Origin of the sequence: Curtobacterium sp. PhB172, assembly GCF_003752545.1 — a bacterium.
Taxonomy (GTDB): Bacteria; Actinomycetota; Actinomycetes; order Actinomycetales; family Microbacteriaceae; genus Curtobacterium.
Genome location: NZ_RKIF01000011.1, coordinates 123,456 through 143,280 on the forward strand (window position 1 = coordinate 123,456; position 19,825 = coordinate 143,280).

The 19,825-nt window shown below is 71.5% G+C and carries 17 protein-coding genes; 9 read left to right on the forward strand and 8 right to left on the reverse strand.

Annotated elements, in window-relative coordinates:
• The first annotated feature begins 37 nt into the window (after nucleotides 1-37).
• Both EDF42_RS16280 and EDF42_RS16285 read left to right on the forward strand, forming a co-directional pair.
• Entirely contained in the window at nucleotides 38-1,282 is a 1,245-nt protein-coding gene (locus EDF42_RS16280) for an aminoglycoside phosphotransferase family protein (protein WP_123673389.1), read from the forward strand.
• 682 nt (nucleotides 1,283-1,964) lie between these two features.
• Nucleotides 1,965-4,091 carry a DEAD/DEAH box helicase gene (locus EDF42_RS16285; RefSeq protein ID WP_165901102.1) on the forward strand — a complete coding sequence of 709 codons (2,127 nt, stop codon included), beginning with the start codon at nucleotides 1,965-1,967 and terminating at the stop codon, nucleotides 4,089-4,091.
• 121 nt (nucleotides 4,092-4,212) lie between these two features.
• Here EDF42_RS16285 and EDF42_RS16290 read toward each other — a convergent pair whose 3' ends face one another.
• Complete coding sequence (locus EDF42_RS16290) at nucleotides 4,213-4,485, reverse strand: mycoredoxin (protein ID WP_123293947.1); 273 nt, start codon at nucleotides 4,483-4,485, stop codon at nucleotides 4,213-4,215.
• Between the two features lie 68 nt (nucleotides 4,486-4,553).
• Here EDF42_RS16290 and EDF42_RS16295 point away from each other — a divergent pair, with 68 nt between their 5' ends.
• Genes EDF42_RS16295 through EDF42_RS16300 form a run of 3 tightly spaced genes read left to right on the forward strand, consistent with a single transcriptional unit; the run spans nucleotide 4,554 to nucleotide 7,215 of the window.
• Nucleotides 4,554-4,880, forward strand: a complete 327-nt coding sequence (locus tag EDF42_RS16295; RefSeq protein ID WP_123673390.1) for a PadR family transcriptional regulator — start codon at nucleotides 4,554-4,556, stop codon at nucleotides 4,878-4,880.
• Nucleotides 4,877-5,689, forward strand: coding sequence for a hypothetical protein (locus EDF42_RS19070; RefSeq protein WP_185041009.1), 813 nt, complete (start codon nucleotides 4,877-4,879; stop codon nucleotides 5,687-5,689). The genes EDF42_RS16295 and EDF42_RS19070 overlap by 4 nt, the downstream gene beginning before the upstream one ends.
• A complete protein-coding gene (locus tag EDF42_RS16300; RefSeq protein ID WP_185041012.1) occupies nucleotides 5,686-7,215 on the forward strand; it encodes a CYTH domain-containing protein in 1,530 nt (509 codons plus the stop codon). Before EDF42_RS19070 ends, EDF42_RS16300 begins: the two co-directional genes overlap by 4 nt.
• A 112-nt stretch (nucleotides 7,216-7,327) precedes the next feature.
• On the opposite strand, the gene EDF42_RS16305 is transcribed toward EDF42_RS16300, so the two are convergent.
• Both EDF42_RS16305 and EDF42_RS16310 read right to left on the reverse strand, forming a co-directional pair.
• The gene (locus EDF42_RS16305) at nucleotides 7,328-9,475 is read right to left on the reverse strand and encodes a S9 family peptidase (RefSeq protein ID WP_123673394.1); all 2,148 of its coding nucleotides are present in this window, start codon (nucleotides 9,473-9,475) and stop codon (nucleotides 7,328-7,330) included.
• 6 nt (nucleotides 9,476-9,481) lie between these two features.
• Entirely contained in the window at nucleotides 9,482-10,861 is a 1,380-nt protein-coding gene (locus tag EDF42_RS16310; RefSeq protein ID WP_123673396.1) for a Fic family protein, read from the reverse strand.
• Between the two features lie 74 nt (nucleotides 10,862-10,935).
• Here EDF42_RS16310 and EDF42_RS16315 point away from each other — a divergent pair, with 74 nt between their 5' ends.
• Nucleotides 10,936-12,135, forward strand: coding sequence for an amidohydrolase (locus EDF42_RS16315; RefSeq protein ID WP_123673398.1), 1,200 nt, complete (start codon nucleotides 10,936-10,938; stop codon nucleotides 12,133-12,135).
• A gap of 332 nt (nucleotides 12,136-12,467) precedes the next feature.
• On the opposite strand, the gene EDF42_RS16320 is transcribed toward EDF42_RS16315, so the two are convergent.
• Together EDF42_RS16320 and EDF42_RS16325 are read right to left on the reverse strand one after the other, a co-directional pair.
• Entirely contained in the window at nucleotides 12,468-13,358 is an 891-nt protein-coding gene (locus tag EDF42_RS16320) for an aminodeoxychorismate lyase (protein WP_123673400.1), read from the reverse strand.
• Between the two features lie 63 nt (nucleotides 13,359-13,421).
• Entirely contained in the window at nucleotides 13,422-13,772 is a 351-nt protein-coding gene (locus EDF42_RS16325; RefSeq protein ID WP_123294181.1) for a tryptophan synthase subunit alpha, read from the reverse strand.
• Between the two features lie 64 nt (nucleotides 13,773-13,836).
• Here EDF42_RS16325 and EDF42_RS16330 point away from each other — a divergent pair, with 64 nt between their 5' ends.
• Nucleotides 13,837-14,355, forward strand: a complete 519-nt coding sequence (locus EDF42_RS16330) for an 8-oxo-dGTP diphosphatase (RefSeq protein WP_185041014.1) — start codon at nucleotides 13,837-13,839, stop codon at nucleotides 14,353-14,355.
• A 30-nt stretch (nucleotides 14,356-14,385) separates the two neighbouring features.
• Here EDF42_RS16330 and EDF42_RS16335 read toward each other — a convergent pair whose 3' ends face one another.
• The 3 genes from EDF42_RS16335 to EDF42_RS16345 form a co-directional block, all read right to left on the reverse strand.
• Complete coding sequence (locus EDF42_RS16335) at nucleotides 14,386-14,673, reverse strand: hypothetical protein (RefSeq protein WP_111084562.1); 288 nt, start codon at nucleotides 14,671-14,673, stop codon at nucleotides 14,386-14,388.
• A 28-nt stretch (nucleotides 14,674-14,701) separates the two neighbouring features.
• The gene (locus tag EDF42_RS16340; protein ID WP_185041016.1) at nucleotides 14,702-16,108 is read right to left on the reverse strand and encodes an ABC transporter permease; all 1,407 of its coding nucleotides are present in this window, start codon (nucleotides 16,106-16,108) and stop codon (nucleotides 14,702-14,704) included.
• A 231-nt stretch (nucleotides 16,109-16,339) separates the two neighbouring features.
• Entirely contained in the window at nucleotides 16,340-18,028 is a 1,689-nt protein-coding gene (locus EDF42_RS16345; RefSeq protein WP_123673407.1) for a sodium:proton antiporter, read from the reverse strand.
• Nucleotides 18,029-18,145: 117 nt separating this feature from the next.
• On the opposite strand from EDF42_RS16345, the gene EDF42_RS16350 reads away from it, so the two are divergent.
• Together EDF42_RS16350 and EDF42_RS16355 are read left to right on the forward strand one after the other, a co-directional pair.
• Nucleotides 18,146-19,402 (forward strand): inorganic phosphate transporter, encoded by a 1,257-nt coding sequence (locus EDF42_RS16350; RefSeq protein WP_123673409.1) that lies wholly within the window; start codon nucleotides 18,146-18,148, stop codon nucleotides 19,400-19,402.
• Nucleotides 19,403-19,457: 55 nt separating this feature from the next.
• A complete protein-coding gene (locus EDF42_RS16355; RefSeq protein WP_123293936.1) occupies nucleotides 19,458-19,754 on the forward strand; it encodes a hypothetical protein in 297 nt (98 codons plus the stop codon).
• Nucleotides 19,755-19,825: the final 71 nt, after the last annotated feature.

Sequence of the window (19,825 nt, forward strand, 5' to 3'; positions counted from 1 at the left end):
ACGCGACGAAAACGTCCGGACACGGTTGACTGATGTCGTGTGGCCCAACCATGAGCGCGTCATCCCGCAGGCCTTCGCCGGCTCCGGGACCTCTGTCGTGGCCGCACGGGCGCACTCCGTCGAGCCCTCGGGCAACGGCTACCTGTACGGCTACGAGGTCGACACCGTCGACCGGAACGGTCAGCGCGCCACCGTCCTGACGTACGTCGACACCGGCGGCGCGCACGACCAGAACAGTGCGATCGTCACCGATCCCGCGACCGGCGAACCCGTCTCGGTGTGGGCGTACCCGAACGACCCGGGTCTGCCGGTGCTGCCGCAGGTGACCTACCGGGACGCGGTCGCCGAGCTCCTGACGACGCTCGGCATGCCCGTCACCGACCCGGTGCTCACGGTGGCCGCGTACCGACCGGGCAAGCGGGCGGTGGTGCGGGTGGACGCCCCCGAGCGAACCCTGTTCCTGAAGATCGTCCGTCCGCACCGGGTCGCGCCGATCGTGAAGTCGCACGAGCAGTTCGTGGCGGCGGGCCTGCCGGTGCCCCGCGTGCTGTCCAGCCGCGGCGACGGGCTCCTCGTGCTCGAGCGGATCCGCGGCGTGCCGGCCGGCAGCCGCATCCTCGACATCGCCGACGACCCGCGGTTCGTCGCGTCGCTGGCCGCCCTGAGCGGTCGGGTCGCGACCGTCCCGATGACCCAGCAGGCCCGTGCCGACGCGATGGACCACGCCGACTGGCACCGCCGCACGCTCATCGCCGCGTTGCCGCAGGACGCCGACGAGATCGACCGCCTGTACGACGCCATCGGCCGCCGGTCGATCGGCTGGACGAGCGCGACGAAGCAGGTCGTGCACGGCGACCTGCACCTCGAGCAGGTCTTCGTCGACGAGGACGAGCCCTGGCGCATCTCCGGGCTCCTGGACATCGACACCGCTGGGTGGGGCTTCCCGGTCCGCGACATCGGGGCGGTCGTCGCCCACCTGGTCGTCACCGGCCTCTGGCACCGATCGCGCGGAGACGCCGACCGCGGAGCCGCGGCCGAGCGCCTCGCCGACGCGATCGCCCGTGACTGGGTCGCCCGCAACCTGCGCGAGGCCGACCGCATCGGGCCCGCCATCGGTGCCCAGCTGCTCGCCCACGCCGGCGGCCAGGCGACCACCGGCTCCGCGAACGGCATCCAGACCGCCGAGCAGCTCCTCGCGGCGACGCGGGCAGCGTTGGCCGAGGCTGCTCCGGTCCTGCCGGCGGCCGGCTTGGTCCGCCCGCGGTCCGCGCCCCGCGTCTGACGGGGTTCCACGGCACGCCGCGCGCCTAGCGCCCAGGTTTCACGACACGCCACGCGCCGAGCGCCGAGGTTCCACGACATGCCGCGCGCGGTGCGCCGAGGTTCCACGGACGCTTCCGAGGCGGCGTGAGATGCCAAGATTTCGGAACCCCGGGCGCGGCGGTGAATGCGACCCGTGGCGGTCGGGAGGCCCGGGGCGGGCCCGCCCCGGGCCTCCCGGTCGGCCGTCGCGAACGTTCCAGATCCCGTGGGACGCGCGCGGGAAGGGGACGCTCGGGCCGCAACGGCCAGGAGGCGCGACGCGCGCGGGCGACGAGGAGTCGCCTCTGTCGGGGGTCGGGGAGTAAACTGAGCGCGCACGCACCGCGTTCCCGCGTGCCGCGTCGATTCCGGACGCAGCCGTCGATCACTTGATCGACGCGGGAACCGGGCCGTGACCGCCCCGCGGGGGCGTCACGTGCGTGTGACGACGCCGGATCCCGGCGCGGACCGTCGCACCCGGCGCCGAGCAGGCGCTCGCGGTGGAACGGTCCGCGGGACTCCACCGGACGTCCCGAAGCGGGGACCGGCGATGCGGTGGGCCACGGTGGCCCGCAGCCGAACCGGAGCCGTGTCAGGCCCCGGTGCAGGACTTCCGCCCCACGGGCGGCTCGCCCCGATGCGTGGGCGGAACAGGAGGAGCGTTGGCTCGATCAGGCACCCGGCGAGCTGCCGGCGGGACGCGGACCGCGTCACGTCGGACGAGGCCGCTGGACAACGACGGCGTGATCCCCGTCCTCGCCCGCGCGGTGCGCGAGGTCGAGGCGGCGGCGCAGCGCGGACCGCTCAAGGCGACGAACCGGACGAAGTTCCAGGCCGTCGCACTGCTCATGCGCGAAGAGCGCGCTCGGGTGAAGGGCGACACCGACCTCACCGACTCGCAGCGCGCCGAGCAGCTCAAGCGGCTCGACGGCGTGGCGACGATCCTCGCGAAGACCGCGGCCCGCGACACCAGCGTCATCCAGCTGCTGGCAGAAGAGGTGCAGGTCTCCGAGGCGACCCGCGCCGTCAAGCGCGACATGATGATCGCCGGCGGCATGGAACTGCAGCCCGAGGACCTCGTCATCGCGGCGGAGCCCACCCCGGTCGCCGAGACCCCGGTGCGCGCGGTCACCCCGCAGGCGGTCGTGCAGCGTCAGCTCGCCAACCCGTTCCTGCCGCCGGACTTCGCGCTCGCCGACCAGCCCGTCGCGCACCCGCGTCGCCTGGCGAACTGGGAGCTCTTCGGTCCGCTGTTCAAGTCGTTCGAGTACGGCGCAGGCGGGGGAGCGGCGACGATGCCGCTGCCCGAGCCGACCTCGCTGCACTCCCGCTCCGGCACCACCCTGATGAAGCACCAGGCCGAACTGGTCGCCGCCGCGTCGCAGGGGCACCGTACGTTCCTGCTCGCCGACGAGCCGGGCCTCGGCAAGACGGCGCAGTCGCTGCTCGCTGCCGACGCCGCGAACGCGTTCCCGCTGCTCGTCGTCGTGCCGAACGTCGTCAAGACGAACTGGGCGCGCGAAGCCGAGCGCTGGGTGCCGAACCACCGCGCCACCGTCATCCACGGGGACGGCAACGACCTCGACGGGTTCGCCGACATCATCATCGTGAACTACGAGATCCTCGACCGGCACGCCGGCTGGCTCGGCGGCTTCGGCTTCAAGGGCATGGTCGTCGACGAGGCACACTTCATCAAGAACAAGGACTCGCAGCGCGCCCGCTTCGTGCTGCAGATCGCCGACCGCATCCGGCAGCGCACCGCGGCACCGCTGCTCATGGCGCTGACGGGCACCCCGCTGATCAACTCGGTCGAGGACTTCCGGACCATCTGGGAGTACCTCGGCTGGATCGACGACAAGAAGCCCCGCGCGAAGCTCATGAACGAGCTCGAGGAGATCGGCTTGACGCCGGCCGACCAGGGCTTCTTCGTCGAGGCTCGTCGTGCCGTCATCGACCAGGGCATCGTCCGACGCCGCAAGGTCGACGTCGCCGCGGACATCCCGGCCCGCCGGATCGCCGACATCCCCGTCGAGCTCGACGGCGACGAGGGCCGCTCCATCCGCGACGCCGAGCGCGAGCTCACCGCGAAGCTCGTCCGCCGGTACCACCAGGCGCTCGACGCCCGAACCGGGCAGGACCCGGTCGTCGGCATCGACCACAAGCTCGTCCGGCAGGTCGCGCGCTGGGAGCTCGAGGACCAGGACGCCTCGTCGACCGGCGAGAACGTGTTCTCGATGGTCCGACGCATCGGTCGCGCCAAGGCCCAGCTCGCAGCGGACTACGCCGCGCAGCTCGCGTCGAACGTCGGCAAGGTCGTGTTCTTCGCGAAGCACCTCGACGTGATGGACCAGGCGGAAGAGGTCTTCGCTCGACGGGGCTTGCGCACCGCCACGATCCGCGGCGACCAGACGGCCACGCAGCGCACGGCGCAGATCGACTCGTTCGTGAACGACCCCGACGTGGCCGTGATCGTCTGCTCGCTCACCGCGGCCGGCGTGGGTCTGAACCTGCAGGTGGCGTCCAACGTCGTGCTCGCCGAGCTGTCGTGGACGAGCGCCGAGCAGACCCAGGCGATCGACCGCGTGCACCGCATCGGGCAGGAAGAGCCCGTCACCGCGTGGCGCATCATCGCCGCGCAGACGATCGACACCAAGATCGCCGAGCTCATCGACTCGAAGGCGTCCCTGGCCGCTCGCGCGCTCGACGGTTCGGACGAGGAACTCGTCGACTCCGGCGACATCCAGCTCGACGCCATGGCCGCGCTGCTGACCGAGGCGCTCGGGGGCTAGCTCCGGGGCGGGCGGCGCGCGGCGCGCATCCGTTCAGCACAACCAAAGTCCGTCCGAACCACGTGATCACGCGGTTCGGACGGACTTCGGTTGTGCGGGGCTTCGCGCCAGGGGGTGCCGCTCAGATGCGGGACTGCACCTCGGCCAGCGACGGGTTCGTCGCCGTGCTGCCGTCGGGGAACACGAGCGTCGGGACGGTCTGGTTGCCGCCGTTGACCTCGGCGACGAGTTCCGCCGTGCCCGGGGTCTGCTCGATGTCGACCTCGGTGAAGGGCACGCCGGCCTTCGTCATCTGGTTCTTCAGCCGGGCGCAGTAGCCGCACCAGGTGGTCGTGAACATCGTGACGCCGCCGGCTTCGGGGGTGAACTGCTCGCGGGTGATCGTGTCGCTCATGGCGCCAGGCTAACCCCGCTGTCTGGACACCCTTGACGTGCTTATCCGATATAGCTAGGTTAAGCCGCATGGAACCGATCCAACGCGTCACCGCCCCGACGCTCGAAGTGCTCGACGCACTGCTGGCCGCCGACGGCCCGGCATGGGGGCTGCTCGTCATCAAGGCCACCGGGCGCCAGGCCGGCACCGTCTACCCGATCCTCGAGCGACTCGAGCGGCAGGGGTGGATCACGTCGTCGTGGGACGACGAGACCGACCGACCGGGCCCGCGTCGTCGGCTCTACGAGTTCACGCCCGACGGGGTCGACGCCGCACGCGACCTCGTCGCCGCGCGTCCGTCCGCCGCGACGCCCGTTCGTCCGGCTCGCTCGGCCCACCGGCCGGTGACCTCGTGAGCGCGCTCGACCGGGCGCTCGTGGGGGTCGCCGTCGCCGTCTCGCCCGCAGCACACCGCGCCGCCCGCCGCGAGCAGTGGCTCGCCGACGTGCGCGATGCCCACGAACTCGACCTCTCGCCGACTGCACTCGCGTTCGGCGCGTTCACCACGGCGCTGTTCCACCGACGCGCCGGCCACCGATCCACCTGGGGGGACACCATGACCGCACTGCCGACACCCGTCCGTTCTGCACCGCACACCATCCGGACCGTGCCGGTGCTGGTCGCTCTCGCGGTCGTGTCGTTGCTCGTGGAAGGGGCGTGGCTCATCCTGCAGCCGAACTACGGCTACGAGAGTGCCTCGGACCGAGTCCTCGGCATCACCGGGACGTGGTCTCTGGTGTTCTTCGTGCCCGGTGCGGCCATCGCGCTGGCAGCGCTCACGCTCCGCACGGGTGCTCGACGCCGTCGCCTCGGCGCCAGCATGATCGTCGCGGCGGCCGTCGGCGGTGCGCTGCAGCCGATCCTCACGCCGCCGACGAGCCTGCCGATCGCCCTGGTGCCCGTCGTCCTCGCCCTTGCCGGGTGGCTGGTCGCGGCACACGCTGCGCGGTGGACCTGGGTACTCCTGGTCCTCCCGGTCGCTGTCTTCGCCCTGCAGTGGGCCGGCGTGCTCTACCCGCTCGTCCCGGTGCGGTGGAGCCCGTTCCTCGTCACCCTGCCCCACCTGGCGATCGTCCTCGCCGGAGCGGTGGCGTCACGGTTCTCCACCGATGCGCCCGCGGTGGTCGAGGCGCACGGCGAAGCCCTGGTAGACAAGACCGTGTGAGCGACACCCACCTCGAGATCGAGCGCACCTACGACCTGCCAGAGGGCGGTGCCCTGCCCGACCTCGTCGGCGCCGGTGGCATCCTCCGCACCGAGCACCAGGAGCCGTTCGAGCTCGATGCGACGTACTGGGACACCGAGCGGTACGACCTGGTGGCGGCGCGGGTCACGGTCCGCCGCCGGACCGGAGGCTCCGACGCCGGGTGGCACATCAAGCGGTCCGAGTCGGACACGGTCCGCCACGAGCAGCACTTCCCACTGACCGACGACGCCGACACGGTGCCGACCGAGGTCCTCGCAGCGCTCTTCACCGAGCGCCGCGGCCGTGGCCTGCGCCCCGTGGTCCGCATCACGACCACCCGCACCGTGACCCGCCTGCTCGACGAGGACGGCGACCAGGTCGCCGAGCTCGCCGACGACCAGGTGACCGCGCAGCGCCTCGACGACGACGCTCCGGAGACGCCGCGCACCTGGCGCGAGGTCGAGGTCGAGGCCGTCGCCGACGTCGACCCGCAGGTCGCGCACGAGCTCTTCGCGGCCCTGGACGGGCGCTTCGCGGCCGTGGGCGCCGGCCCCGCCGCCGTCGCGTCCAAGCTGGCACGCGGGCTGGCAGGAGCACCGGCACCGCGCCTCCAGACCGAGGAGAAGCCGGACAAGGGCACGACCGCACGCGTCCTCGCGAAGCGACTGCGGAAGCTGCGCGCTGCGCTGCTCGGCCAGGAATCGCGGCTCCGCTCCGGCGACGCGGCCGACCTCCGGCAGACGGCTGAGACCGCACTCGAGATCGCCTCGATCCTCGGCGCCTACCGTCCGGCGTTCGCCGACGGTGACGCCGTCGACCGAGCCGCCGAGGCGGCCGACGGCCTGGCTGCCGTGACCGCGCGCGCAGCACTCAACGAGTACCTCATCGACCGGTTGCCGCGCGCGTCGACCCCGGCGCAGGACGACCTGGTCGACTCGATGACCCGCGAACGCATCCTGGCGTCGACCCGTGAGCGCCGCGACCAGTCGGTGCGGGACGTCGTCGCGTTCGTGCACGGCGAGCCGTTCCTCGAGCTGCTCGACGCGCTCGACGACGCCGTCGAACGTCCGACCCCGACCGAGTGGTCGCTCCGGTCGCCGAAGAAGGTCGCGCAGGACGTCGGCGCCGTCGTGAAGCCGCACATCCGCGAGCTCGTCCGGGCCGCGGTCGCCGACGACACCTCGGACACCGCCGCCGAGCGCGAGGCCGCCGACCGTGCGACCACCGAAGCCGCCTGGCAGGGCACGATGCGGGCACGGATGGCGATGGACTTCCTCGGCGACGACGCGTTCCCGCACGCGCTGTGGAAGCGGATCGGCAGCGCAGCCGACGTGCTGACCGAGCGTGTTCGATCGCTGCACGCCCTCGATGCGCTGCGGACCAACGCGGCGATCGCCGAACGCGGTGGCGAGGGGACGTTCGGCTACGGCGTACTCGCGGGGGACCGGGTGCGCCTGGCCGAGGAGTCCTACGACGAGGCGGTGCACGCGCTCAACCGCGTGTGAGGCGCGCCGCGCGGCGGGCGCCGCGCGGCGGGCGCGGGCGCGGCCGTTCGCTTGGTGAGCAGAAATGGTCGGGTGCGCGCGCGCAACCCGACCATTTCTGCTCACGAAGTCATCAGGCGGCGGGCGTCTCGTCGGCCAGCCCGAGCACGTCGAGCAGCCAGGCGAGCTCGAACGCCCGCTCCTTCCACGAGGCGTACCGCCCGCTCACACCGCCGTGGCCCGCGGACATCTCGGTCTTCAGCAGCACCGGCGCCCCGACCTCGCGGAGCTTCGCGGTCCACTTCGCCGGCTCGACGTAGAGCACACGGGTGTCGTTGATCGACGTCACGGCGAGGATCCGCGGGTACTGCACGTCGTCGCGGACGTTCTCGTACGGGGTGTACTCGCTCATGTAGCGGTAGACCTCGGCGTCGTGCAGCGGGTCGCCCCACTCGTCCCACTCGATGACGGTCAGGGGCAGGTCGGGGTCGAGGATGCTCGTGAGCGCGTCGACGAACGGCACCGCGGCGACGATCCCGGCGAACCGGTCCGGTGCGATGTTCGCCACCGCACCCATCAGGAGCCCGCCGGCGCTGCCGCCCTCGGCCACGAGCCGGTCCGCGGTGGTGCGGCCGGACTCGATCAGGTGGTCGGCGACCGCGACGAAGTCGGTGAACGTGTTCTTCTTCGTCAGGGTCTTGCCGTTCTCGTACCAGTGGCGACCCATCTCACCGCCACCGCGCACGTGGGCGACTGCGAAGACGACGCCGCGGTCGAGCATCGACAGGCGCATGACGCTGAAGCCCGGGTCGATCGAGTGCTCGTACGAGCCGTAGCCGTACAGGTGGAGCGGCGAGGGGGTGTCCGCGTCGACGGCGTCGCGGCGCCAGACGAGCGAGATCGGCACGCGGGTGCCGTCCGACGCGGTGGCCCAGTCACGCTCCTGCGCGTAGTCGGCGGGGTCGTAGCCGCCGAGCACCGGCTGGCGCTTCAGGACCGTCACCTGGCCGGTCGCCAGGTCCAGGTCGCTGACCTCGGACGGGGTGACGAACGAGGTGAACCCGATGCGGAGCGTCGGCTGGTCCCACTCGGGGTTGCCGCCGAGGCCGGCCGAGAACAGTGCTTCGTCGAACGGGACCTCGTGCGCGTCGCCGTACCCGTCACCCTCGATGGGGATGATCGCGATGCGGGGGAGCGCCTCGGAGCGGTACTCGAGCGCGAGGTGCCCGGCGAAGGCGTCGACGGACTCGATGCGGCGCTCGGTGTGGTGCGCCACGACGACCCGGCGGTCGCGCTCGGACGTGGGGTCGTCGGCGGGGACGTCGACGAGCTCGAAGTTCTCGGCACCGTCGTTGTGCAGCACCAGGAACCGGTCGCTGCCGCCGACGATGGCGTGCTCGATCTCGTACTCGACGCCGTCGCGCCGCGGCCACACGACCTGGAACTCGCCGGTCGGGTCGGCGGCGTCGAGCACCAGGGCCTCGGACGTGATCTTCGACCCGAGCTCGATGACGATGTACTGCGACGACCGGGTGACGCCGACGCCGACCCAGTAGCGGTCGTCGGGTTCCTCGAAGACCAGGACGTCGTCGGACGCCGCGGTGCCGACGGCGTGCCGCCAGATCTTGTCCGGACGCCACGACTCGTCGACCGTCGGGTAGAAGACGTAGCGACCGGCCGGGTCGAACGTCGCGCCCGCCCCGGTGTTCGGGATGGCGTCGCCGAGATCGGTGCCGGAGGCCAGGTCGCGCACGTGCAGGGTGTACCGCTCGTCGCCCTCGACGTCGATGCCGTAGACCAGGCGGGTGCCGTCGTCGCTGATGTCGTAGGTGCCGAGGGAGAAGAACTCGTGGCCGTCGGCCAGCGCGTTGCCGTCGAGGACGACCTGCTCGCCGGGGAGGGTCGACTCGCCCTCGACGACAGCCGGCGGGGTCCAGTCGTCCGGACCGGCGATCGGCGCGCGGCAGTGCACGCCGTACTGGCTGCCCTCGGCCGTGCGGGTGAAGTACCACCAGTCGCCCATGCGCACCGGCACCGAGAGGTCCGTCTCCTGGACACGGTTCTTGACCTCGGCGAAGACGCGGTCGCGCAGCGGGGCGAGGTGGTCGGTGGCGGCGTCGGTGTAGGCGTTCTCGGCCTCGAGGTAGGCGAGGGTGTCCGGCGACTCCTTGTCACGCAGCCACTCGTAGTCGTCGACGAAGTCGATGCCGTGGTGGGTCCGCGTCACGGGCCGCTTGGCGGCGGTGGGCGGGGTGGCCTGGGAGTGCTCGGTGCTCACCATCCCACCCTATGCGCACGCCCCCGTGGCGAGCCGGGCGTCACGCCGCCCGGAACCGGTCCCACCGCGTCCGCCGGGCCGCCCCGTCCGGAAGCGGTCGGACCGCGTCCGCCCTGCCACCCCCGCGCGGACCCGCTGCTCGAACGCCTCGAGCTCGTCCACGACGGCCGGTGCGACCCAGGCACGGTCACGCCGCCGCTCGGTGACCGGACGCAGCACCCCGGCGCGGACGAGGTCTGCAGCCACGGAGCCGGCCAGGTCGGCGTCGACCGGTCCGCCGTCGACGCCGGCGGCGAGGAGGTCCTGCAGCCGGGTCTCGGTCAGGACCGGGTCGTCGGAGAGCGCCCGCCCGACGACTGCGTGCACACCCGTGGCACACGGACCCGCCATCCGGTCGGCCGCGTGCTCGTCGAGCAGCAGGGCGGCCACGGTCGCCTCGTCGCACACGGTGCCGATGGCGATCGCGATGTCTGCCACCAGGGCGTCCACGATCCCGTCGCGGTACCGCTCGAGGTGCCGGAAGTACCGGCCCCGATCCGCTGCGAGCGCGGTGGCGATCGGCGCGGTCACCGTCGTCGTGACGCCCCGGCGTCGCAGCACGGCGCTGATCAGCGCACGTCCGATCCGGCCGTTGCCGTCGGTGAACGGGTGGATCGACTCGAACTGGGCGTGCCCGATCGCAGCCTGGGCGATCGGGTGCAGGTCCGTCCGGTGCAGGAACGCGAACAGGTCGGCCATGAGGGGCGCGACGAGCTCCGGCGGCGGCGGGACGTTTGTCGCCAGCCGCGGGGTGTCACCGCCACCGATCCAGTTCTGGACGCTGCGGTAGCGCCCGGCGTACCGGCCGTCGACCGGGTCGTCGCGCATGAGCAGCCGGTGCGCCTCGAGCAGCGCGGTCTCGGTGATCACGCCCGTGTCCGCTGCCGCGACCAACCCCTCGATCGCACCGGCGGCGCGGACGACGACGGTCGCACTCGGGTTCGCGCGGATGCCAACGAGCGCTCGGGCGCAGTCGTCGAGCGACGCGGACTCGTCCTCGATCCGCGACGAGGCGACGGCCTCGGTCCGACCGATCACCGACCCGAACGGCGCGAGCCGGGAACCGTGGTGGACGTCGAGCGACCGGAGCGCCGCGACTGCGCGATCGAGCAGCGCCTCGGTCCGGGCATCGGGCTCCCACCGAGCACGAGCGATCACCGGTGGGAGCGACACCCGGACGGACGTGGTCATCCGATCGGCGCGGGAACCCCGGCGGGAACTGCGCCACGGACGCGCCGCGCTGCCGTGCACGGGCCATCCGCGGTGCAGGAGCACGCCGCCGTGCGCGGCCTGGCCCCCGAGCGCGGTCGAGCCGTCGTGGACGTGCGGGGTCTCGTTCCGATGCACCATGCCGGGAGCGTAGGGACCCCCGGACGCCCGACGCCAGGAATTCGTATTTCGCCGGCCCGCGTAGCGTTGGTGGCATGAGCAACTCCTTCGCGATCACCGGTGCCCACGTCGTCCCCGTCTCCACCCCCGCCTTCGACGGTGGCGCGGTCGTCGTCGAGGACGGCCGCATCACCGCGATCGGCCCGGACGTCACACCGCCCCCGGGGATGACCGTCGTGGACGCAGCCGGTGCGTGGCTCGTCCCCGGGTTCGTCGAGTCCCACGGCCACGTCGGCATCCACGAGGAGGCGAACGGCGAGGCCGGCAACGACACGAACGAGATGACCGGCCCGAACATGGCCGGCGTCCGTGCGATCGACGCGATCGACATCGACGACGAGGGCTTCCGCGACGCGCTCGCCGGGGGCATCACGAGCATCGTCGTGAAGCCGGGGTCCGGCAACCCGATCGGCGGCCAGACCGTCGCCATCAAGACCTGGGGCGGGCGCACGGTCGACGAACAGCTCATCTCGGACTCGGTGAGCATCAAGAGCGCGCTCGGCGAGAACCCGAAGCGGGTGTACGGCGGCAAGGGCCAGACTCCGTCGACGCGCCTCGGCGTCGCGAAGATCATCCGTGACGCCTTCGTCGAGGCCCAGAACTACCGCGCCGCCCGTGACGCCGCCGCCGCGAAGGGTGAGCCGTTCGCGCGTGACCTGACGAAGGAGGCACTCGTCCGGGTCCTCGACGGCGAACTCGTCTGGGACCAGCACACCCACCGCCACGACGACATCGCCACCGCGATCCGGCTGTCCGAGGAGTTCGGCTACCGCCTGGTCGTGAACCACGGCACCGAGGCGCACAAGATCGCCAGCCTGCTCGCCGATAAGGACATCCCAGTCATCTACGGCCCGCTGTTCACGAGCCGCTCGAAGGTCGAGCTCCGCGACCGCGGCATCCCGAACCTCGCCACCATCGCCGCCGCCGGCGTCCGGGTCGCGATCACCACGGACGCCCCCGTCGTGCCGATCGGCATGCTCGTCGACCAGGCCACGGCCGCGGTGAAGGAGGGCCTGCCCGCCCAGACCGCGCTCGAGGCGCTCACGGTCAACCCGGCCGAGTTCCTGGGCTTCGGTGACCGCGTCGGCCGGCTGGCCGTGGGCCACGACGCCGACCTCGTGCTCTGGGACGGCGACCCGCTCGACGCGACCAGTCGCGCGACACGTGTCTGGATCGACGGCCGGCAGGTCTTCGAGTGGGCGGACGGCACGGGCGTCACCACCCCGCGCTGGTAGCGCTCCCGCGCCCCGCCCTCGAGACGCCGGCGTCTCGGCACCACGCCGTCACGTCCGCGAGACGCCGTCGGATCCGGCGGCGCCGGGACGACACGACGGCGTCTCGCGCTGGCAGTGCACGCAGCTGACGGCGGACGGGAGGCACGGTACAGGGCCGCCACGGGCCTCCCGTCCGCCGCGTGGTCGGCCGCACGACGCCGGCGTGTCCGCACCACGCCGTCACGTCCGCGAGACGCCGCCGGATTCGGCGGCGCCGAGACGACACGACGGCGTCTCACCGAGCGAACCGAGCGAACCGAGCGAACCGAGCGCACTCGGCGGACCCGGCCGGCTCAGACCTCGCGCGCCAGCAGGAACTCGTTGACCCGGTCCGTCAGGTCCGTGTCGATCGCGCGCGCGTCGCCGTTCACGGCGCGGATCGGCGCCGCCTGCCGGACGCTCGACACGAGCCAGAGTGCGTCCGCAGCCTGCAGATCGGCGAGCGTGACGAGTTCGTAGGCGGTCTCGATGCCCTCCTGCTCGGCGAAGCGGAAGACGTCGGCTTGCGTGGTGCCGGCCAGGATCCCGATGTCGGTGCGCGGCGTGACGAGCCGGTCGTCGACCTTCAGGATCAGGTTCGCGCGCGTGCCCTCGAGCACGTAGCCGTCGCTCGACACGAACAGGGCGTCGTCGGCACCGCGCCGGGCGGCCTCGCGCAGGGCGGCCATGTTGACCGCGTACGACAGGGTCTTCGCGCCCTGCAGCAGCCACGGCGAGGTGCGCTCGACGTCGTGTCGGTAGCCGCGGTCCAGCACGACGACGGAGATGCCCTCGGTGCGCGCGGCGGTCGAGTCGACGGACGGTGCGGCGTAGACCCAGCCGGTGGGTCGGTCGGTGCCCTCGACGCCACGGGTCAGGACGGTCTTCGCGAAGGCCTCGCGGACCGGGTCGAGCCGGGCGCAGACGGCCTCGATCGCCTGCCGCCAGGCGTCGGGGTCCGGCGCGGGCAGGTCGAGCATCGCGGCGGAGCGGCCGAACCGGTCGAGGTGCGCCTCGAGGGCCTGCGGACGACCGTCGACCACCGTGATCGTCTCGAACACGCCGTCGCCCCGGGTGATGCCGAGGTCCTGCACCTGCAGGTGCTCCTCGAGCGGCTTCGCCCAGGTGAAGGCGTCCGCTGCGGGGTCGTGCGGCGCGGCGTCGCGGGAGGGCTGGTTGAGGATCGCGAGCACGGTTTCGGTCATACGCCCATCCAATCGCACACACGTCCGCGCACGTTGTGCGTGGGCGCGCTTCGTGCGTGGGCGTCAGCTCGCGTCGGGCAGGGCGCCCATGAGCTTCCACACCGCCTGGGTGAGCTCGGGGTGCTGCAGCGCGATCCGACGCAACCGGTGGTACTCCTCGCCGAGGACGGTGCCCTGACCGGACGCGGGGTGCATCGACCACTGGGCGTGCCGCTTGCCGATCGCGGCGTCGAGGTCGACCGCGTCGGCCCGCAGGATGAGCACGACCTGCTCGTCCACCGTGGGGAGCGTCGGCATGAACTCCCACGGGTCCTCGCCCTGGCGGCTCCGGTGCTCGACGAGCATAGAGATCTCCTCGGCGGCCTCGGCGCGCAGCACTTCGAGGCTGCGCCCGGTCCTGCGGGGCTCAGCCATGGTGCCCCCGCAGCACGCCTGCCATGGGAAGAGCGTACGACACATCTTCGGCCAGACTGGACGGGTGACCCCGCGCGACGAGAGCAAGTCCCAGCACCCCCGAGTGGTCGTCGTCTACCTGCTGCGCGACGGCGAGAGCGGGCACGAGGTCCTGCTCGGGGAGAAGCGCCGCGGCCTCGGCACCGGCCGGCTGGTCGGCCCGGGCGGCAAGCGCGAGCCCGGTGAGACGGCGGTCGAGACCGCCGTGCGCGAGGTGCGTGAAGAGGTCGGCCTGCGTCTCGAGACGGTCGACCTGGAGGCCCGTGGCACGTTGGACTACCGGTTCCCGTACCGGCCGTCCTGGTCCCAGGTCTCGGACGTCTTCGTGTGCCGCCGCTGGCAGGGCAGCCCGTCGGGCTCCGACGAGCTCGAGCCGCGGTGGATCCCGGTCGCCGACGTCCCCTACGAGGCGATGTGGGACGACGCGAAGTACTGGCTCCCCGGAGTGCTCCGCGGGGGGTCGGTGCGCGCACGCTTCACGTTCGCTGACGACGACGCGACGGTCGCGGGCTTCACCGGGACGGGTGTCGAGTCACCCGCGTAGAGCGGATCAGCGGATCAGCGGATCAGCGGATCAGCGGGTCTGCTGGGTGCGGGTGCTGCCGGTGCGAGCTTCCTCGGCGGCGGCGATGACCTCGGCGTCCCCGCTGCGACCACCGAGGGGCCGGACGAAGAAGTCGATGATCCCGAACACGATCGCGCCGACCATGGCGAACATCGCCCAGCCGACGAAGAGCCCGGCGGTGTTCCGGCCGTCGGCGGGTGCGAGCACGATGCTCGCGACGTAGAAGCCGACCGTCAGCACGAGGAGCACGACGACGACGGTGACGAGGACGCGGTGCCAGGTGATGCGGGGGTTCATGCCCCCCAGGATACGCGCCGCCGACGCCTCACCGGTCCGCGTGGCGGCCGTGGAGCGGCTCGTCCGACGTGTCGACGCGGGCCGAGGTGTCGGACCGAGCCGGTGCCCTGGAGCCCTCGGTGCGTGGGACGGGACGGGTGCGTGGTCCGGTCCCCGCGCCTCCCGGCCGTTGCACGGGGCCGGTGCGGTCCCCGGTCCGCACCACGGGGATGCGGCCGGTGGGGGTGGTTTCGGTCTCGAGGCCGTCGCGTCCGCCGGTGAAGACGTCACCGCCGACGCGGGCGTCCTCCCAGTCGTCGTCGCTCAGGACGCTGAGGGTGCCCGTCTCGGTGGACTCGAGGCCGTGGCGCTCGAGCTCGGCGTCGCGCTCCTTGCCGAGGAACTCACGGTTCGCTGTGTTGGCGTCCTGGAACATCGTGGTCCGGCCCGTGACGATGGCGCGGATGCGTCGCCGCTCCCACCACTTCTTGCCGAAGTACATGAGCACCAGGCCGACCGCGGCGTAGCAGCCCATCGTGATCAGACCGCGGGCGGGGCCGGGGCCGACGCCGTAGATCTGGTGCTTGATCATGTCGACCATGCTCGACCCGACGACGACGTTGTTGAGCCAGGCGAACGGCTCCGGCATGAACCACTTCGGGTACGCCCCACCGGACGACGGCATCGACAGGAACACGAAGCAGATCATGGCAGGGGCAGCGATGAACCGGCCGACGAAGTAGCTCAGCCCGTTGACGGCGAGACCGATCGCGACGATCCACCCCCACGCGATGAGCACGAGCTGGATCCAGTGGCCGTGGATGGCGCCGACGACCGGACCGGCGAGCGTGTTCGTGATGAGGGAGATGACGAGCCCGCCGACGACGATGACGGTCATGCGGGTGCGGTGCCGGAGCGGGCCGCCCATGATCCCGATGAACATCGCGACCATGTAGCCGCCGATGCACCAGGCGAGCATCACGTACATCGGGACGGTGCCGTACTCGTCCCACGCGGGCAGGGGAGCGAGCTCGGTGATCTTCGGGGTCGCGACGCCGATGCCCGTGAGCACCGCGCTCAGTGTCGCCGGCACGAGGCTCGCGACCTGGAACTGGTGGGCGCTCGCCTTGAAGAACTCGTTCGTCGCGGGGTCGTAGGCGACCGCCATCGACCCCGCGATGACGTCCCGCTTCGCCGCCGCCAGGGAGTCGTAGGTGTGGAACACGAACTCGCCCGGCAACGCCTTCTGCACGGCGGCGACGAGTGTCGGGTCGCTGCCGACCAGGGCGATCGGCACGTCGTGCGGGTGCGGTGCGTGGAACGCGAAGACGTAGCAGAGGCAGAAGCCGACGATGAAGAACAGCGGCATCCAGAGCTGCAGGCCGATGAGCTGGAGCGACGGGTGCAACGTCGAGTACCAGCGGCGGTACGCGCCGTGCTGCTGCGGTGCCGGCACGGGTGCCTGTCGGCGCAGAGCCGGTCGGGTGGAACCGGCGACCTTCGCACCCCGGCGGGGCTTCGTGCCACGGGCCGAGGGGCGGGTGCTGCGTGGCTTCGGCGCCGACGTCGGCCGGGACCCTCCGGGACGGTCCGGGGTGTCGTCGTTCCTGTTGACGTCGTTCCGCGGCGTGCTCACTCGGCGCTGTGCTCCTGTTCTCGGACGGAGCGCCAGGATACGCCGAGGCCCTCAGGAGCGGCTGCGTGACGCCTGCGCCGAGTCCATCGCGAGTTCTTCGGCGTCGAGGGTCACGAGCACGCGGCGCATGACCTCTTCGTCGAGGTTGCCCTTCTCGCGCTCCTCGAGCACGATCTCGCGTCGTCGGTCGAGCAGCTCGCGCCGGATGTCCTGGATCTGCGAGCCACGCAGGCGCATCGGGGCGTTGCGCTCCTCGACCTCTTCCTCGAGGGCGTCCTGCCGGAACGTCTCGACCTGCCGCTCGAGCCGTGCCTTCAGCCGGTTCACCACGGAGTCGACGGCGACGGCGCCGTACTGCTTCGACCAGTCCGGCCGTCGCTTCTCGAGCAGCTCGATGGCGGCCTCGGTCGTGCGCTGGTTCAGCCGCATCTCGCTCCGGACGTCCTCCTCGCCCTCGGCCGGGTCCTGCACCTTGAGTGCACGGATGACGAAGGGCAGGGTCAGGCCCTGCAGCAGCAGGGTGCCGACGGTCACGAAGAACGCGATGATGAAGATCGTGTCCTGTGCGGGGATCTGCGTCGGGCTCGCGACCACGGACACCGCGGCGGCGAGGGTCACCACGCCGCGCATGCCGGTCCACGAGATGACGGTGAGCTCGCGCCAGTTGAGCTTCGGCTCGGCCGTCCCGCGCATCCACCGCAGTGACGGGTGGCCCCGGGAGAGCTTGATGCGCAGCGGACGGAGCCATCGCCCGTTGAAGCGGTTGCGCACGTACGACTCGAAGATGAAGAGGGGCCGCACCAGGATCACGACGCCGAGCACCACGGCCGCGGCGGTGAGTGTCTGGCCGAGACTCCGTTCGCTCTCGACCAGGTCCTGCACCACGGTGTTGAGCTGCAGGCCGATCAGGGCGAAGACGAAGCCCTCGAGGATGACGTCGATGCTGGTCCACAGCGGGCGCTCCTGCAGGCGGGTGGCGTAGCCCTCCTTCGGCGAGTTGTAGCCGATGTACAGGCCGGCCGTGACGACCGCGATGACGCCGGAACCGGACAGGTCCTCGGCGAGGATGTACGCGACGAAGGGCAGCAGGATGCTCATGATCGTCTCGACCACGGGATCGTTGAGCCGCATCCGGATCCAGTGCACGACGACACCGAGCACGATGCCGACGGCCAGGCCGACGCCGATCGCCAGGCCGAAGATGCCGAGGTCCTGCCAGACGGTGAGCGACGTCCCCGCGATGATCAGGGTGAACACGCGCACCAGGGTCAGGGACGCGGCATCGTTGATCAGGCTCTCGCCGGACAGCACCGTCATCACCCGGCGGGGGAGCCCGAGCTTGCGACCGATCGCGGCGGCGGACACCGCGTCCGGCGGAGCGACGATCGCACCGAGCAGGATCGCCGCGGGCAGGGTCATGTCCGGGATCAGGAAGTACGCCACCGCGCCGACCACGAGTGCCGTCACGATGACCAGGAAGATGCCGAGACGCCGGATCTGCTTGATCGACGTCCGGAAGCTCTGCCACGACACGTCGAGCGCCGCCGAGTAGAGCAGCGGCGGCAGGATCACCGTCAGGATCACCTCGGAGTCGATCTCCATCGCGGGCAGCCCCGGCAGGAACGACGCTGCGAGGGCGACCGCCGTCACGAGGAGGGGAGCGGGGAGTCCCTTCGCCCGGGCGAACCCGGTCACCGCGAGCGATCCGACCAACAGGATGAGGAGCTCGACGGTGTCCATGGGACTCATTCTCGCATCGGCATGGTTCCGAATCTGAACGAGTCTGAAGCTCCGGTGAACAGCAGGTTGCCGATCAGGTTTGCTCCGGAGGCCGTCGATGGGGAACACTGGCCCGCGGTGGACATCACACTCATAGTCGTCCTGGTCATCGCGTTGGCCCTCTTCTTCGACTTCACAAACGGTTTTCACGACACCGCCAACGCGATGGCGACTCCGATCGCGACCGGGGCCATGAAGCCCAAGGTCGCGGTCACGGTCGCCGCGGTGCTCAACCTCGTCGGTGCGTTCCTCAGCACCGCGGTGGCGACCTCGATCTCGCACGGCCTCATCAACGAGGGCCCGGGCGGCGTCGCGATCTCACCGGAGATGATCTTCGCGGGGCTCATCGGAGCGGTCGTGTGGAACATGATCACGTGGCTCCGCGGGCTGCCGTCGTCGTCGTCGCACGCGCTGTTCGGCGGACTGATCGGCGCCGCGATCGTCGGCGCCGGGTTCCAGTCCGTCAACTACGTCGCGCTGCTGACGGTCGTCATCATCCCGGCCTTCGCGTCCCCGGTGATCGCGTCGCTCGTGTCGTTCCTGTCGACACGCATCGCGTACCGGATCACGAAGCGTCCGGTGTTCCCGAACGAGCGCGGTGGCTTCCGCGTCGGGCAGATCTTCACCTCGTCGATGGTGTCGCTCGCACACGGCACGAACGACGCCCAGAAGACGATGGGTGTCATCACGCTGACGCTGATCGCCTCGGGGGCGCAGTCGTCGAACCAGGGCGTGCAGTTCTGGGTCGTCGTCGCCTGTGCCCTGGCGATCGCCCTCGGCACCTACACGGGCGGGTGGCGCATCATCCGCACGCTCGGGTCCGGCATCACCGAGATCCGTGCCACCCAGGGCTTCGCGGCCGAGGCCTCGACCGCCGCGACGATCCTGGCGTCCAGCCACCTCGGCTTCGCGCTCTCGACCACGCAGGTGTCCTCCGGCTCGATCATCGGCGCCGGACTCGGCCGCCGCGGCTCGAAGATCCAGTGGTCCACCGCCGGCAAGATCGTCATCGCCTGGTTCATCACGCTGCCCGCCGCCGCAGCCGTGGGTGCGGTGGCCTCGGGCATCGCACGCCTGGGCGTCATCGGCCTCGTGATCGATGCCATCGTCGGCGCCGCCGTGATCCTCGGCCTGTACCTGTGGTCGCTCCGGAAGCCGCACGAGCAGGCCTCGGCCATCGAGGTCGACGTCGCCGCGAACGCCGTGTACACCCGCAAGGAACTGCGCGACCTGCAGCGCAAGAAGCGTGCGGACGCCGTCGCCGACCGCCGCGCCGCACTGAGCCGCGAGCGCACGCTCCGCCGCATGGCCGCACGCAAGGGAGGCCGTCGCTGATGGGTATCGCGCTTGACGGACGCCGTTTCGCATTCCTCACGGTGGGAGATCGCTGATGGGTATCGACTGGTTCGCATTCGTCACCGTGGCGCTCGTCGCCGTGGTCTCGTCGTGCTTCGTCGTCGCCGTGTACTCCGTCGGTCTCCGCTTCTGGAGCGCCGCGGACACCCGCGCGGGCAAGTTCACCGTGAAGGACGACGGCACGATCGGTCCGGCGACCGCCGGGTTCCCGAACCCCGCCGGAGCGACGACCGCGGTGCGTGCCTTCCGTGCGCTCGCGATCCTCTGCTACGCGGTCTGCGGCGCCGTCGTGCTGTACGGCATCTACCTCATCGTCCCCCAGTTCCACTGACGCGGACGGAGGCCCCGGGCGACGCGGGCTTCGTGAGCAGAAATGGTCGGGTGCGTTCCGGCGACCCGACC